The organism is Paenibacillus sp. 10L310, from assembly GCF_056395745.1.
Genome location: NZ_JBFTKC010000007.1, coordinates 183,034 through 197,367 on the forward strand (window position 1 = coordinate 183,034; position 14,334 = coordinate 197,367).

Genomic DNA, 14,334 nt, shown 5'->3' on the forward strand with positions numbered 1-14,334 from the left:
AAGCGAGGTCCTCATGGCAGCCATATTACGTGCGTTGCAGCAAGAACTGAATAACCTTCCGTCTCAGGAGCGACGTATCGCCGAAGTCATTATGCAATCTCCATCGGACATTCCCGGCTGGACGATTAGTCATCTGGCAGAGCAGAGTGGCACAAGTGCGGCGACGGTGACCCGCTTTTGCAAGTCGTTTCATTTCAAAGGCTTTCCTGATTTCAAAATGAAACTCGCCGCAGAATTGTCCCACGCATCTGATGAAACGGCGTATCAGGATATTGTAGCGGGCAATTCCCTATCCAAGATTGTTGAAGCTATCGAAGCCAACCACCTCGCGTCTATTGCAGATACCACTCGTTTGCTGGATTTGGGCAGATTGGAGCAAGCCGTTCAATTATTGTGCCAGGCTCGCCGCATCGATCTGTACGGTGTGGCAACCTCGTCGATAGTTACACAGGATTTCTATCAGAAACTGGTGCGGATCGGCAAAAGCTGTACGGCTTTCTCCGACTCACACATGCAGATTACATCGGCATCTTCGCTCGCAGAGGGAGATGTGGCGATGGCCGTATCCTATTCAGGCGAAACACCAGAGACCATCGATGCCCTGCATTGTGCCAAACAGGCCGGAGCTTCTACGATTTCACTGACTTCCTATGGCAGCAACACGCTTGCAACGGTATCGGATATCCCACTATTCACCTCTTCTCTGGAAGAAGGCATGAGGCGTGGAGATATGGCTTCACGTATTGCACTGCTTCATGTGGTCGATATTTTGTTCACAGGCATGGTAAGTGCCGACTTCGACCGTTTTATCCCCAGACTGGAACAATCCTATCACAACGTGCAGTCCTATCGAGTCCAACACAACGGAGGTGCCTGACAGATGAAGATGAATATACGCATTTTTGAAAATGAAGAAGATTTGAACGCCACGGGTGCTGGCCTCATTGCCAGCTTGTTGCAAACCAAACCACGGGCTGTATTGGGGCTTGCGACAGGAAGTTCTCCTGTAGGCATATATAAACAGCTTATCACGTTATATCAGAAGGGGCTTGTCAGCTTCTCACAGGCTTCTTCTTTTAATCTCGATGAGTATGTGGGACTTCCAACAGAGCATCGCGAAAGTTACCGCAGTTTTATGAATGAACAATTATTCAATCATATCGATGTAGATATTGCTAGAACGCAAGTGCCTGATGGTCAGGCTGCAGATCTGGAACAGGAATGTAATTCTTATGAACAACGGCTGGACGATCGTGGACCGGTAGACCTTCAACTGCTGGGCATTGGACATAATGGTCATATTGGCTTCAATGAACCGGGAACGGAGCTGACTGGACGAACGCATGTCGTGGATTTGAAAGAAGAGACGAGAAAGGCAAACGCACGCTTCTTTGACAGCATTGATGAAGTTCCGGCTCAGGCGATTACAATGGGTGTCGGTACCATTTTGAAAGCCAAACAGATTCTGCTCATTGCCCGTGGCGAGGAAAAAGCCGAGATTATTCGCGAAGCTTTTATGGGCCCAATCACAACGGCCTGTCCTGCATCGCTTTTGCAATGTCATCCAAATGTGGTGGTACTGCTGGACCGTGCAGCAGGGAGGCTGGTGAGATGACCGGAGCGAATAGCCATGAACCTGGGAGCCAGCGTGATGAAAATATTTCTCTTCTTCGGGGCAAGCTACTCCTTTCAAATGAGATATTGGAAGACGGTGTATTAGCTTGGAGGGATGAGAAAATCCTCTATGCTGGGTTACCTGAAGGTCTGCCCGAACAGATTCGAAGAGAGGCTTTGCCGCTGTCTGTACCGGAACGCGGCCTCATTGTGCCTGGATTCATTGATATCCATGTGCATGGTGGGAACGGAGAAGACTTTATGGACGCAAGCCCGGAGGTGCTGGACAAGATCTCTTCTTTTCATAGTACGCAGGGAACAACAGCGATGCTTGCAACTTCCATGACGGCTCCGAAAGAGCGACTGGATAGCGTACTTGCTGAAGTGGACCGCTATCGTTCCGGTGAAATGCCATATGCACAGCTTGAGGGCGTACATCTGGAAGGTCCATTTTTCAGTCCGAAATGGCCTGGTGCGCAAAATCCGGAACATATCATACTGCCTGATGTATCCTGGCTCGAAGCGTGGGAGAAGCAATATCCCGGCCTGATCCGTCAAGTCACGTTGGCACCGGAACGTGAAGGCGCGCTGGAGGTCATCTCGTGGCTACGTGAACAACGGATTACAGCGGCACTCGGTCACACGGATGCGACCTATGAAGAGGTGGAGCGGGCAGTTGAGGCAGGACTACATCATGCAGTACATACATTCAATGCCATGACACCGTTGCATCATCGGCTACCCGGGGCTGCCGGAGCCGTGCTGAGTAATCCGCGCATCAGTGCTGAGGTGATTGCCGATGGTATTCACGTACACCCTGCGGCGATCTCGATCCTCGCTCAGCTGAAGCAACATGATGATCAACTCGTGTTGATTACGGATGCCATGTCTGCTACGGGATTGGATGATGGGGAGTACAAAATCGGCGACCTGCCCGTAATTGTGAAGCATGGCGAGGCCAGACTGAAGGACGGCGGCGCACTGGCGGGAAGCACACTGACAATGATACGTGGTTTCCGTTACCTGGTACAGGAAGTGGGCTTGAGCCTGAACGCTGCATCACGTGCAGCAAGTCTGACCCCGGCACGCCTGCTGGGTATTGATCACCGGACAGGTTCCCTGGCTCAAGGCAAGCAGGCAGATATCGTTTTGCTGAATGCGGAGTTGGATATTGAGGGTGTGTGGGTGAAGGGTAGACGGATCGGCGAGTCATATTAGATTTAGAAAATTAGTATCGTGCTAATAACTCTCATTTGTGATGAATTAGTCTTCGGAGTTAAAACTTGGCTTTTATCTGTGTAGAGGCAACACCTTGCACAATATGTTAAAATAGATCTCAAAAAGACGGGATCTGCGGATCACGCATAACGGAGGCGTGAAACATGGAACGTAACGCTATGCTCGAACATGATCCGTTCATCACAGTGTTGGCGGAGAAGTTGCACATACACGGATATTATGCCTTTTATGGCGAGCATTACAATGAGACCGATATGGAGCTGTACCGCAGGCATCTGTTCACATCATTCAGCAACATCGTATGGGTAGAGCTGGATTCACGCAAAAAGTATATGATTGTCGATCATCGTGGACGCAACACGGTCATGAAACTGATCGAGGGTATGCTGAATACACGTAGAACGCTGCGAGCAAATCAGGCAATGGCAGGTACGGACACCTCTGGAGTCCAGCAGGAGATCGTACATTTATCCAAGCTAGTGCACATGCTGAAATTTACGACTTTCCGCACATAAGTGTGCTTTAACCTATCAAACAAGTTTAAAAGATAGACGGTATTTCTTGATTTTATTAATCAGGATACCGTCTATTTTTTTTTTGTAACAAAGTTATATCTTGTATTTACTGAAAACAGTGCGTGAGTAGGTCATAGCCCAAGCAACTGCCTGATAGATGAATAAGATGTTGGCACCTAAATAAAAAATGTGCTCATGGTTAGGAGATAAAAATGATTATGCGTCGTATCCTGTTTTTGGAGAAACACCCGATGTGGATTTATGGTTTACCCAAAGGATTCGAGAAATTAGGACATAAAGTGAAAATCTGTGCAACAGACCAGCATGCTGCCCGAACCATTCGGAGCTTTAAACCTGATCTAATCATTGCTATGGGATGGACACCTTCTAACAGTACACCTGAGAAACAGCGGCTTATTGCTCGATTAGTTCAAGCATCAAATGCTCCGCTCATATATTGGTCAACAGAAGATCCGGGTTATACGGACGTGTTCTCATTACCATTCATCCGAAGAACGCGTCCTGCTTTTGTGTTTTCCATTCATCGTCCAACAGTCCAACGATTCAGAAAATTAGCCATATCAGCGGCTCACTTAGATTTTGGAAGTGACCCAGATACACATCGCAGATCTAAACAAGTAAAGAAGTATAGAGGGAATGCAGCATTGGTAGCCAATGGATACTCAAAATTGTATCGTGAGAAGCCAGAACATTATCGTTTTAAATCTGTGCAGCGACTTATGAATCCTTTTCTGGAAAAAGACTTAAAAGTAGATATTTATGGGCGAGATTGGAACAAGATGAAGAAGCTGTTCAACCGAAATGTTCCAGCTAAACAGATTCATGGCTATCTTCCATATAAGGAAGCTGTAAAAGTGTACAATTCCGTCGATTTTGTGATTGGTCCGCAGAATGCTGAAGACCGTCTCACTCAAAGAACATATGAAATTCTTTCTTCTGGAGGATTGCTTATCACGGATGACACACCAGAAGTACGCAGATGGTTTCGTCCAGGCAAGGATTTGCTCGTATCTTCATCTGAGCGTGAGACAAGGAAATTGATTGCAAAATATCTGCGTTCTCCCCAGAAGCGAGAGCGAATCAGGGACAATGCGGTAAAGGTGGCAGCTCAACACTCCTATAAGAAGAGAGCAGCTTACATTCTCCGTACTTTGACGAAAAAAGGGATCATCTAGTACGCATACTCAGTAGTTCAGATACAGTGACAAATACAAATCCCTGACGGCGAAGCTTGCGGACAATAAAAGGAAGTGCCCTAGCTGTCTGACGAGCCGAATCGCTTGCATGCAACAACAGAATATCACCGGTTTTTACTCCATTAGTGGAATTACGAATGATTGTACGAACTCCCGGATTTGTCCAGTCCATAGAGTCTTTGCTCCAGTGAATAGTTGAATATCCAAGAGAGCCGAGCAATTGAATGACACGCTGGTTCATATCGCCGTTTGGTGTGCGGATGAGCTTACATTTAACCCCTGTGGCCTTCCGAATGGTGGTTTCTGCGGCTTTGACCTCACGGGTGATCCAACGATTACTATGCTCCGTGTAATTTTGATGAAGACGTCCATGTGAGCCAATTTCATAACCATATTGTTTAATTTTTCGAGCTAACAGCGGGCGCTCCAACACCCATGTACTAGATAGAAAAAAAGTCGCTTTCTTAACTCCATTGGCTGATAGAGCATCGAGGACAGGTACGGGTACTTTACCTCCCCAACCGATATCAAATGTCAAAGCTATACATTTTTTGAGCGTATTCACGCGATATGCCGCTTCGAATCGTGGATTCATCGAATGCCTCCTTTGCAACATATATATGTCAACCGGAAAGATTTGATTATGCACTTGTCATTGAAAATATAGGACGGTGGTTCTATTGAGAATATTATTTTTAGAGCGGGGAAAGTTGTGGTCGTATGGTCTTCCGGATGGTCTGCGAGATCTTGGCCACCAAGTACGAGCATCCGGCCCGGTCCAAGAGCGAACGCTTCGTCAACAATTACGATCTTACAAGCCACATTTGCTGGTGTCCGTAGGATGGGGACCTGATCATACTCGAAAGCAACAAAGATTAGTTAGCAGGTTAGCGACAGAGTATCGTATCCCACTCATTTATTGGTCAACGGAAGACCCTAATTTTACAGAGGTTTTTACTCTTCCTCTTCTTAAACGGATGAAGCCTGATTATACGTTTACCATTTCGGAGAAGACGGCATACAGATTTCAACAGATGGGTTATCCGGCAGCGTATCTTGATTATGCTTTTCACCCCAAGGTACATTACCGAACTCGTATGAAAAAGAAATATCAGACAGATATTGCAGTTGTAGCCAACGCCTATCCGGATGTTCTCAAGAAATATCCGAAACTTTATCGGAATAAATCCTTGCGCATTCTTGTACGTCCCTTACTTAAGGAGGGTTATCGTATTCACTTTTATGGGCACAACTGGTCGCGCATGAAATCTATTCTGGGATGCGATATTCCGTCCAAATGGATTAAGGGGCACATTTCCTATAAAAATGCAAATCAGGTATTCAGTTCAGCGAAAATCATGATCGGATTACAAAACTACACTGATATGCTAACTCAGCGAACATATGAAACCTTGGGCTCATCCGGTTTTTTCCTGACTTGTGATACACCTGCGGTCAGGGGCATTTTGAAGCCGGGAAGAGATGTAGCTGTAAGCTCTACTCCAGCGGAGACATTGAGGAAGGTACGTTATTATCTGAAGAATGAGAGCGAAAGAGATCGAATTAGACGTAATGGACGGTCGGCGATTGCACGTCATAATTACACTGCCCGTGCACGGTTCATGTTGTCTACTTTGAGAAAAAAGGGAGTGATCGAATGAAGGTCAATACCCATTCGACACACAGAAGGCACGATAAGATAGCATATCTGACATTTGATGATGGTCCATCTACGTATACGAATCAAATATTAGACATTTTGAAGCAGCACAACATTAAGGCTACGTTTTTTGTAGTGGGTAATACAAGTCCTCATGGGTTGAGAATATACAGAAGACTAAAAAAATTAGGTCACAGCATAGGAAATCATACGTACTCACATCGTTTTGAACGTATCTACCGCAGTCAAGCGGATTTCCTTGCGGATTTCTACCGTATGGAGCGATTCATACAACGTGTCATTGGGATCAGGACACGTTTGTTCCGTTTTCCCGGTGGTTCAAATACTGAACGTGGGTACAACATTGGCGGACGCAGAACGATGGTGTCCATTAAAAAGAAGCTTAGTGCCAGAGGCTACCGGTACTGTGATTGGACGATTGATTCTCAGGACGCATTGTTCCCCGAGCGTACACCTGAGGAAATAACCGCCAAAGTGCTACGTGAGAGTAGAAACCGTCGGCGTTGCATCATTCTATGCCATGATTTCTCTGATCGCAGTACGCTAGCTTTACCCTTCATCATTCGTGGATTGAAGAAGCAGGGGTATCGATTCGATAAGCTCTCTACACATTCCTATAACTATCAAATTAAGGAGGAGCATTCGTGAAAATATTGTTCCTTGAAAGTCACCCTATGTGGATACACGGTCTTCCCAACGGATTTAAGGACGCAGGTCATACAGTGAAAATTTCTGGTTCCCTTACCCGAAACAAGTTGTCCAGATTGATTAAGGATTTTAAGCCTGATCTCGTCATAAGCATGGGCTGGACGCCTGAGCATACGGTCCACAAGCAGAAATGGATGAGAAGATTTATCGGAGATACTCGCATCCCCCATGTGTATTGGGCAACAGAGGACCCTACGCATCATGAATCATTCTCACTTCCATATGTCCATGTAGTCAAACCTGACTTTGTATTTACCATATGCCGATCCATGGTGAGAAAATATAAACGTATGGGCATAAAAGCAGCACACATGGACTTTGGTTATCATCCTAAAGTGCATCGTAGAGGAAAAATTGTTCCTCATTTAAAAAGTAATATTGCAGTGGTGGCCAACGGTTATTCTAGAATTCTCAAGCTGTACCCGGAGCATTTTCGCATTAAATCGTTACATCATCTTATTCGTCCGTTGGTACAAGATGGTACGCGAATCGATTTTTGGGGAAGGCAGTGGGATGAGATGAAGCCTGTTCTGGGAACTCGTATTCCACGCAGTTGGATACATGGTTACCTAGAATACACCGATGCACGTAAAGTGTACAGTTCGGCTAAAATTGTCATTGGTCCGCAGAATCAGCTTACTCAGGTGACACAGAGAACTTATGAAATTTTGGGTTCAGGAGGATTTCTCATTACAAGTGATACGCCCGAAATTCGTCGTCTGTTCACTCCTGGTCGGGATCTTGTTGTTTCGGATTCTGCTGGCCAGACTCGCAAACTTGTCCGTTACTACCTCAAGCATCCCAAAAAAAGGGAAGAGATTCGCAAGCATGGCCAACGCACCGCTCGGAAACATAATTATAAGTCACGTGCTCAATACATGATCCGGCAATTGAAGAAACATAACATCCTTTGAATATACGATCACTTTAAAAGAGAGGTTGGACTCAGTAATGAAGAATCAACAGGTTCTCAGCCGAATTCCCACGAATCAAAAGCGGATTGCTTTAACTTTTGATATTGCTAACGGTCATGAAGTACCCCAGCGGATGTTGCCTCTTTTGCAAAAGCTTGGAGTATACAAAGCTACATTTTTTATAACAGGCATTTGGGCTGAGGACCACCCACAGATCGCGAAGCGGATTAGGCAAATGGGTTACGAGATTGGGTCGCATGGATATAGGCATCAGGATTACAGGAAACACAACAACACATGGATCGAGAATGAAGTGAGATTAGCTCAGAAGGCGATATGGCGAGCGACAGGAGTGTGGCCTCGACTTTTACGTACACCCGGAGGTGATATGGACCGGCGTGTCATTCAGAAGCTTCAGTTAATGAATAAGACTATTGTACATTGGGATGTAGACTCGTTGGATTGGAAGCTCCGACGAATTCATACCATTGTAAAACGGGTTGTTCCGTATACGCGTCCAGGTTCCATTATTTTGCTACATGCGAATGATCCTTGGGATCAAAGTTTGAAGGCAGTGCCTATTATCGTTCGTAAACTAAGACGTAAGGGCTACCGATTTTCAACGGTCTCAGAGCTGTTGTAGCAGTGACAAATTTTGTGGGATTCAGGAGCCAATTTAATGAAGATAACTCGAGAAGAAAATCGTGCAAGACAATTTCAATCAGAAGATGTGTCCGTTATCGCTTGCACAAACCGTGCAGAGCACTTTAATAGATTGCTTGCAAACTATAGTCGGCAAAAGTATGTTGCCAAAGAACTAATCATCATACTGAACAAGGATTCCATGGAACTGAAAGATTATATGAAAAAATCCAAAACAAGAAGCGATGTCCGGCTGTATCAAGTCCCCGAAAAAAAGTCACTTGGCCATTGTCTGAATTATGCTGTTAGTCAGGCGAAATATCAAGTCGTAGCAAGATTTGACGACGACGATTATTACTCACCCTATTATCTGAACACAATGATGTATACATTGAAACAATCCAAAGCAGACATTGTGGGAAAAAGAGCTTGTCTCGTATACCTTGAATCCAGTTCTAAACTGTTATTACGTCATCCAAAGGAAAAGAATCGTCCTGTAGACCAAGTTTCCGGGGCCACGTTGTTATTCCGAAAAAAGGTATTTAACAAAGTTCGATTTCATTCGGTGTCGCTTGGAGAATGTGTAGGGTTTTTGATACGGTGTAAGCGGAGTGGTTACAAGATATATGCATCGGATTGTTCCCATTACGTCATCAGACGTCGTGTCCATAAATCAAGCCACACATGGAAAATCAGTGATCGAAAGTTACTTGCCCAGAGTGTTGAGCTAAAAGGAAGTGGTAGAGATTACAAGAGATATGCTTTATTTCAATATTATGCAAATAAATGACGCCCGATTCTCAATTGGGGGCGTAGTCTCTTCACCCATGTTGAGGTGGATTTGTCAGGATTGAAGAAATAGAGAGAACCAGATGAGGGATCGCGTCCCTTTAGCGCTTCCTTTGCGGCTCGATAGGCTCGTTGGTCAGGCCTAAGCCAGAATTGACCATTGCTAACTACAGTAAATGCAAGAGGTTCAGTAATAACTTCGACAAGAGAGTTGGGGAATTCGGGTGATTTTAACCGATTCAACACAACTGCACCGACAGCGACCATTCCACGGTACGGTTCACCTCTAGATTCACTATAAATTGTTCTAGCTAATAGATTTAACTGGAGGTCTCCGGATGTTAGTTCTTTCAGACGAGGTATGGTCAAGCGATGTAATTCTTGTTTAGGACTTATTTTGAAATCATGCTGAAATGCAATCAAATTGGCACGTAACGTTTTTTTATTATATCCCAACAACATCAATCGTTCTTTATGCGTCATCACACAACCTCCTAAATAAACTTGGAATCTTATATGATTAATCTATGAAAAGGAAAAGCATTGCGAACCTCCCTATACCCATCTTCAGTCCAAAGGAGGAAGAACATGAGTAAGCCAATCATTGCGATTACAGGCAGTTCGGGTAAGACTACAACGAAAGAGATGATTGCATCCATCTTGCAAACTCGTTGGAGGACATTCAAGTCTATAGAGAATGGGAATGATACCTGGTTTACCTCTCAATATAAAAAACAAATCAACTCCTACTATAAGGCCGTTGTCTTAGAGTATGGGATGAAAAAGAGAGGGGATATCAAACGCCATTGTGAGCTAATTCAACCGAACATCGGAGTAATCACTAATGTAGGTCGTGCCCATATCGCTCATTTTAAAAACGGAGTGCGTGGTATTGCGACAGCTAAATCGGAGCTTATTACTGGGATGAACCGTAAGGGGATGCTATTTCTAAATAAGGATGATCACTATTCCAAACTACTGAACCTTAAGTCTTTCCAAGGCCAAATGATAACAGTAGGAATACGAAACAAGGCGGATTTCAACGCATGGCATATTCGATACAGCTCAAAAGGGATGATTTTTAATGTTCGGTTAGGCCAAAAGGAGCATACGTTTCATATTCCTTGTTTTGGAAAATGTAATGTATACAATGCTTTATTTGCTATCGCCGTTTCGCATCATCTTGGTTGTTCGGTTACAGAGATAAAACGAGGATTTTATAATATGAAAAATCCCTATGGTCGCCTGTCTGTGAGCAAGATTCGCCGTAAAATGATTGTGATTAATGATAGTTTCAATACGAAGCCTGAACTTGATTCGGCGCTTGATGTTTTGTTACATGTTGGATCAAATGGGGGGAGAAAGATTGCAGTTCTGGGTGACATACGGGATCTGGGGGAACATGCTAAAAAGATTCATTTGGCACAAGGCCGCAAGTTGGGAACGAAGAAGCTAGACTTGTTATATACGTACGGTCTTCACTCTAAATACCTAGGTATTGGAGCACAGCAAACAGGCATGTCAGCACAACAAGTGAAGCATTTCACTCGAATATCCTCATTAAAAAGAGCGCTAGCTATGCAAAGAAGAACAGGAGATTCTTTTTTGCTAAAAGGTTCGACCAATGGTCATCCTGTCAAATTGATGCATCTGGCGGAATGGCTTATTCGCTAATCATGAAACTATATATCGTAGAACATAAATAAAACAAAAGAAAGGAAAAAGGTACCTTTCTTTTGTTTTGTCTTATCATAATATCTATATTCATTAGCATCGCTTTAAACGAAACACATCAAATAATACTATCTCTTATGGTTCATTATTTTGGCTTTTTCTGGATAAATAGTATCTGGATTGCAAAAGGAAACAAACATGTAAATGAAGTTTGATTCCTCTCAATTCCTCTGCATTCTGGATTGATTTATGGATAAAGCAATTATCTAAACGAAGTTACAAAGCTACTGAACAGCGTCCGGACATCATACTGATACTGGTTGATCGGCTCAATTGGACGATTTTCTCCAAGTAAAGTGTATACCGCGATTCGTGCTGCTCGGACCGAATATTCTTCTGTGAATACCACGTCATCGGGAATCTCGCAGAATTGGCTGATAAAGGCCAGGTTGGTGGAGCCTTCAGGTACAACCTTCGGTCTGTCGCTGTTTAGTCTAGGCATGAATTGCGCTGTAATGTATGGCATCATGCATGGAATGCAGTTGGCGGTCGCCATGATCTCCTCTTGATGTTCCTGAAAATGAAGATGGGCGATCAACTCCTGCATAATTTCTTCGCCAGTACAATCACACATTCTTTTCTTCACGTAATCGCCCACGTTATCCGGGTATAATCCGTATCCCCAGAATACGTTGACATGCTCCGGCTGACCGCGGAAATGCGGTTGAAAGGCCAGAACGACAGACATGAACCAGCTGGAATCCTTGAAAGTAACCAGAGCACCGGTACCTGCCCGGTTACGTGTGAATTTCTCCATCAGATCAAAGAAGACCGAATCCTGGAAGGTGACCGTAAACGATTCCCATTTGGACTCATCCACATGATCATTAAAAGAAGAAGGGTTGCCCAGCAACGGTTTCTTGGCGGCAATGTTCTCCCACAGCTTCCATGAGCTGCCCTTGCCGTTCAGTTTCGGTGCGGAAGTCATGGAGCCGATATCGGCCCCTTCGGTCATCGAACCGTTTGTGACAATGACGAGATCACCTTCGAGGATGTCAATGACTTCCTCTTCACCTTCCCTGAGCACATGCATCCGACTTACCGTAATGCCGTCTCCGTCTTTGAAATCCAGATCGGTAACCGTACATTTCAGCGTGAAATCTACGCCAAACGGCTCCAGGTAGTTATGCAATGGCAGGATAATCGAGTCATATTGGTTGAACGGTGTTCGGGTGACACCTTCCAGCGTTTGAATTCTTGGGAATTCGTGAAAAAAGCGAAGCATGTATCTTTTGAATTCCACGGCGCTATGCCAAGGCTGGAAAGCGAAGGTGGTCGCCCACATATACCAGAAGTTTGTTTTGAAAAAGTGAGGGCCAAACCAGTCGTTGATTCGCAATTTACCCAGCGTGTCTTCAGGAGTAATAATCAGTTTGCCCATCGCCAACCGGTCCGCCATATCAAAACCCATGGAGAGCACATCTTCGACCTTGCCGTCACGGTTGATGAGCCGCGCATTGGAATGTGTGGGATTGGCATCGTCAAATTCGGTGATTTCCTGTCGGACAGATATGCCCGGACGGTCGATGGAAGGGATGGAAGCCAGCAGCTCCCATAGATTCTCATAGGCCTCGTCATTGAGCATCCGTCCGCCACGGATGATATATCCTTGATCGGGATTACCAGCACCGTCATTGCTACCGCCGAGAATCGGCATTTCTTCGATAATGTGAATATGTTCTCCAGGAAAGCCACAATCTCTAACCAGATAAGCTGCACCCGCCAAAGATGCAATGCCGCCGCCTACAAAATAGACCTGTTTATTACCATGTTCTTTCTTCACGATCATTCGCCTCCAAAAGTTACTGTAATCACATCCCTAATGTAAACCTTGCAGGTTCCGTAAGGTATGATCAAAAGAAAGGGAGTGTCCAATTTTTGGTCACTTGTAGTAAAGTGTCTAAAACCTAGGCATAGATCACATGTGAAAAAAGCAGCGCATCCTTAAGTGGATGGCAGCTTATTCTCATACCTGTGCAGTGCTCTCAGGACATTGCCTTCGATTAGCTCACTAAGCTTCTCAATAATCTGTTTTGGCGGTTCTTGCATGTTGCCCCTCATCCATTGAATGATCAGCCCGGTGAAAGCCAGGGTATAAAAGTTGGCGACAAACTCTTTGTCTTCACCGCAGACCTTAATCCCACAGGCCAGCTCATCAATAACACCCATGATCAGATCATGGGTTACTTCATAGAGGTATACATCCAGGTGGGTACGCCCGAGCGAGTTGAGTGTGTTGCAGCAGAACGTTTTGTTGTTCTCGATGTAACAAAAGATTTTATAGAATCCGTCCGTCCATGTGCTGTAGCTTCGGTACTCCGTAAGACTCTCCACCGCTTCAGTCTGATAGATCCACCCAAGTAGCGCGTAAATATCCTGAAAATGATAATAAAAGGTTTGCCTGTTCACTCCGCAATTCTCCACCAGATGTTTGACCGTAATCTTGTTCAATGGAGTATGCTCCATCAGTGATTTAAGCGAGTGAGCCAGCGCATTTTTGGTCAGGTGAGAAGTAGACACAACATTCACCTCATCATTTTGGATTAGCTTGCCGGGGCGCAACAGCAGGTAAACACTCATGGCAAAGTCCCGCGCCGAAGTCGCTGAACATAAGCAAGTCAAAACGCAGGAATCCCGAAAGACCCTCCCATCCACAAAACCCCTTTAGCTATCAACATCTTCGTTACCCGATCCACATCATACTCCATAAGGTTCATTCTAAGTACTGAATATACTGAATATCAATCGATTCAAACAAACCTCCAAAGGCCAACGCTTGAGTTATCTCTATCAAAACCCTTAAAAGTTAGCCGTCGTCTAAAACCAGTCACAATAAAGCAACCGCTGTAAAAGCTGAAACCTAGTGAAGGAGACCGAATCAAAAAAGACTATAAGGTCGCGTATGTTATCTCCCATACACTAAACCATTAAAACCGAGACCTCGTCTATAAAATCAGTCATAGGAACAATGATAACGAAGTTATCGAGAAAAAAATCGAAAAAGTGTTCAGTAGCCCATCGTTAAGGTAATCTATCACACTAACCCATCAAAGTGAGACACAATCCTTCGAAGCAGCCGGGATAAGGCTCCAACGTAACGATCGCGACAAAATCAAGAAACGGCCTATAGGGCTACCATGTTGTTATCACTAATACACTAACCTTTTTAAAAGTAAGCCTCCATCGTCTCCATCATAAAAAGCAGCCATAAAAAAATTAAAATCTCACCAAAGAACCAAAGAACCAAAGAACCAAAGAACCAAAGAACCAAAGAACCAAAG

15 protein-coding genes are annotated in these 14,334 nt (G+C 44.6%); 11 read left to right on the top strand and 4 right to left on the bottom strand.

The window, feature by feature from the left end; all coding sequences use genetic code 11:
• The first annotated feature begins 13 nt into the window (after positions 1-13).
• From AC1DE7_RS17450 to AC1DE7_RS17470, 5 genes are all read left to right on the top strand, one after another.
• Positions 14-877 (top strand): MurR/RpiR family transcriptional regulator, encoded by an 864-nt coding sequence (locus tag AC1DE7_RS17450; protein WP_017692537.1) that lies wholly within the window; start codon positions 14-16, stop codon positions 875-877.
• A 9-nt stretch (positions 878-886) separates the two neighbouring features.
• Positions 887-1,615 (top strand): glucosamine-6-phosphate deaminase, encoded by a 729-nt coding sequence (gene nagB, locus AC1DE7_RS17455; RefSeq protein WP_076319846.1) that lies wholly within the window; start codon positions 887-889, stop codon positions 1,613-1,615.
• Positions 1,612-2,832: an N-acetylglucosamine-6-phosphate deacetylase gene (gene nagA, locus AC1DE7_RS17460; protein WP_477534875.1), complete on the top strand. Its 1,221-nt coding sequence runs from the start codon at positions 1,612-1,614 to the stop codon at positions 2,830-2,832. Before nagB ends, nagA begins: the two co-directional genes overlap by 4 nt.
• A gap of 164 nt (positions 2,833-2,996) precedes the next feature.
• On the top strand, positions 2,997-3,368 hold the full coding sequence (locus AC1DE7_RS17465) for a hypothetical protein (RefSeq protein WP_339284117.1): 372 nt from the start codon (positions 2,997-2,999) through the stop codon (positions 3,366-3,368).
• Between the two features lie 212 nt (positions 3,369-3,580).
• A complete protein-coding gene (locus tag AC1DE7_RS17470) occupies positions 3,581-4,564 on the top strand; it encodes a CgeB family protein (RefSeq protein WP_477534876.1) in 984 nt (327 codons plus the stop codon).
• Here AC1DE7_RS17470 and AC1DE7_RS17475 read toward each other — a convergent pair.
• Positions 4,557-5,180 carry a polysaccharide deacetylase family protein gene (locus tag AC1DE7_RS17475; RefSeq protein ID WP_164783273.1) on the bottom strand — a complete coding sequence of 208 codons (624 nt, stop codon included), beginning with the start codon at positions 5,178-5,180 and terminating at the stop codon, positions 4,557-4,559. The genes AC1DE7_RS17470 and AC1DE7_RS17475 overlap by 8 nt on opposite strands.
• An 85-nt stretch (positions 5,181-5,265) precedes the next feature.
• Between AC1DE7_RS17475 and AC1DE7_RS17480 the strand changes: the two genes are divergently transcribed.
• The 5 genes from AC1DE7_RS17480 to AC1DE7_RS17500 are packed head-to-tail and all read left to right on the top strand — an operon-like array spanning position 5,266 to position 9,320.
• Positions 5,266-6,246 carry a CgeB family protein gene (locus AC1DE7_RS17480; RefSeq protein WP_373865024.1) on the top strand — a complete coding sequence of 327 codons (981 nt, stop codon included), beginning with the start codon at positions 5,266-5,268 and terminating at the stop codon, positions 6,244-6,246.
• Positions 6,243-6,914 (top strand): polysaccharide deacetylase family protein, encoded by a 672-nt coding sequence (locus tag AC1DE7_RS17485; protein WP_477534877.1) that lies wholly within the window; start codon positions 6,243-6,245, stop codon positions 6,912-6,914. Before AC1DE7_RS17480 ends, AC1DE7_RS17485 begins: the two co-directional genes overlap by 4 nt.
• Positions 6,911-7,888, top strand: coding sequence for a CgeB family protein (locus AC1DE7_RS17490; protein WP_477534878.1), 978 nt, complete (start codon positions 6,911-6,913; stop codon positions 7,886-7,888). The genes AC1DE7_RS17485 and AC1DE7_RS17490 overlap by 4 nt, the downstream gene beginning before the upstream one ends.
• A 37-nt stretch (positions 7,889-7,925) precedes the next feature.
• Entirely contained in the window at positions 7,926-8,531 is a 606-nt protein-coding gene (locus AC1DE7_RS17495) for a polysaccharide deacetylase family protein (protein ID WP_477534879.1), read from the top strand.
• A 36-nt stretch (positions 8,532-8,567) separates the two neighbouring features.
• The gene (locus AC1DE7_RS17500; protein ID WP_477534880.1) at positions 8,568-9,320 is read left to right on the top strand and encodes a glycosyltransferase family 2 protein; all 753 of its coding nucleotides are present in this window, start codon (positions 8,568-8,570) and stop codon (positions 9,318-9,320) included.
• On the opposite strand, the gene AC1DE7_RS17505 is transcribed toward AC1DE7_RS17500, so the two are convergent.
• Positions 9,305-9,802: a cell wall hydrolase gene (locus AC1DE7_RS17505; protein WP_074096282.1), complete on the bottom strand. Its 498-nt coding sequence runs from the start codon at positions 9,800-9,802 to the stop codon at positions 9,305-9,307. The two genes, AC1DE7_RS17500 and AC1DE7_RS17505, sit on opposite strands and share 16 nt — an antisense overlap.
• Before the next feature lie 105 nt (positions 9,803-9,907).
• Here AC1DE7_RS17505 and AC1DE7_RS17510 point away from each other — a divergent pair, with 105 nt between their 5' ends.
• On the top strand, positions 9,908-10,993 hold the full coding sequence (locus AC1DE7_RS17510) for a UDP-N-acetylmuramoyl-tripeptide--D-alanyl-D-alanine ligase (RefSeq protein ID WP_477534881.1): 1,086 nt from the start codon (positions 9,908-9,910) through the stop codon (positions 10,991-10,993).
• A 262-nt stretch (positions 10,994-11,255) separates the two neighbouring features.
• On the opposite strand, the gene AC1DE7_RS17515 is transcribed toward AC1DE7_RS17510, so the two are convergent.
• Both AC1DE7_RS17515 and AC1DE7_RS17520 read right to left on the bottom strand, forming a co-directional pair.
• The gene (locus tag AC1DE7_RS17515; RefSeq protein WP_477534882.1) at positions 11,256-12,842 is read right to left on the bottom strand and encodes an oleate hydratase; all 1,587 of its coding nucleotides are present in this window, start codon (positions 12,840-12,842) and stop codon (positions 11,256-11,258) included.
• Between the two features lie 155 nt (positions 12,843-12,997).
• Positions 12,998-13,675 (bottom strand): TetR-like C-terminal domain-containing protein, encoded by a 678-nt coding sequence (locus AC1DE7_RS17520; protein ID WP_477534883.1) that lies wholly within the window; start codon positions 13,673-13,675, stop codon positions 12,998-13,000.
• Positions 13,676-14,334: the final 659 nt, after the last annotated feature.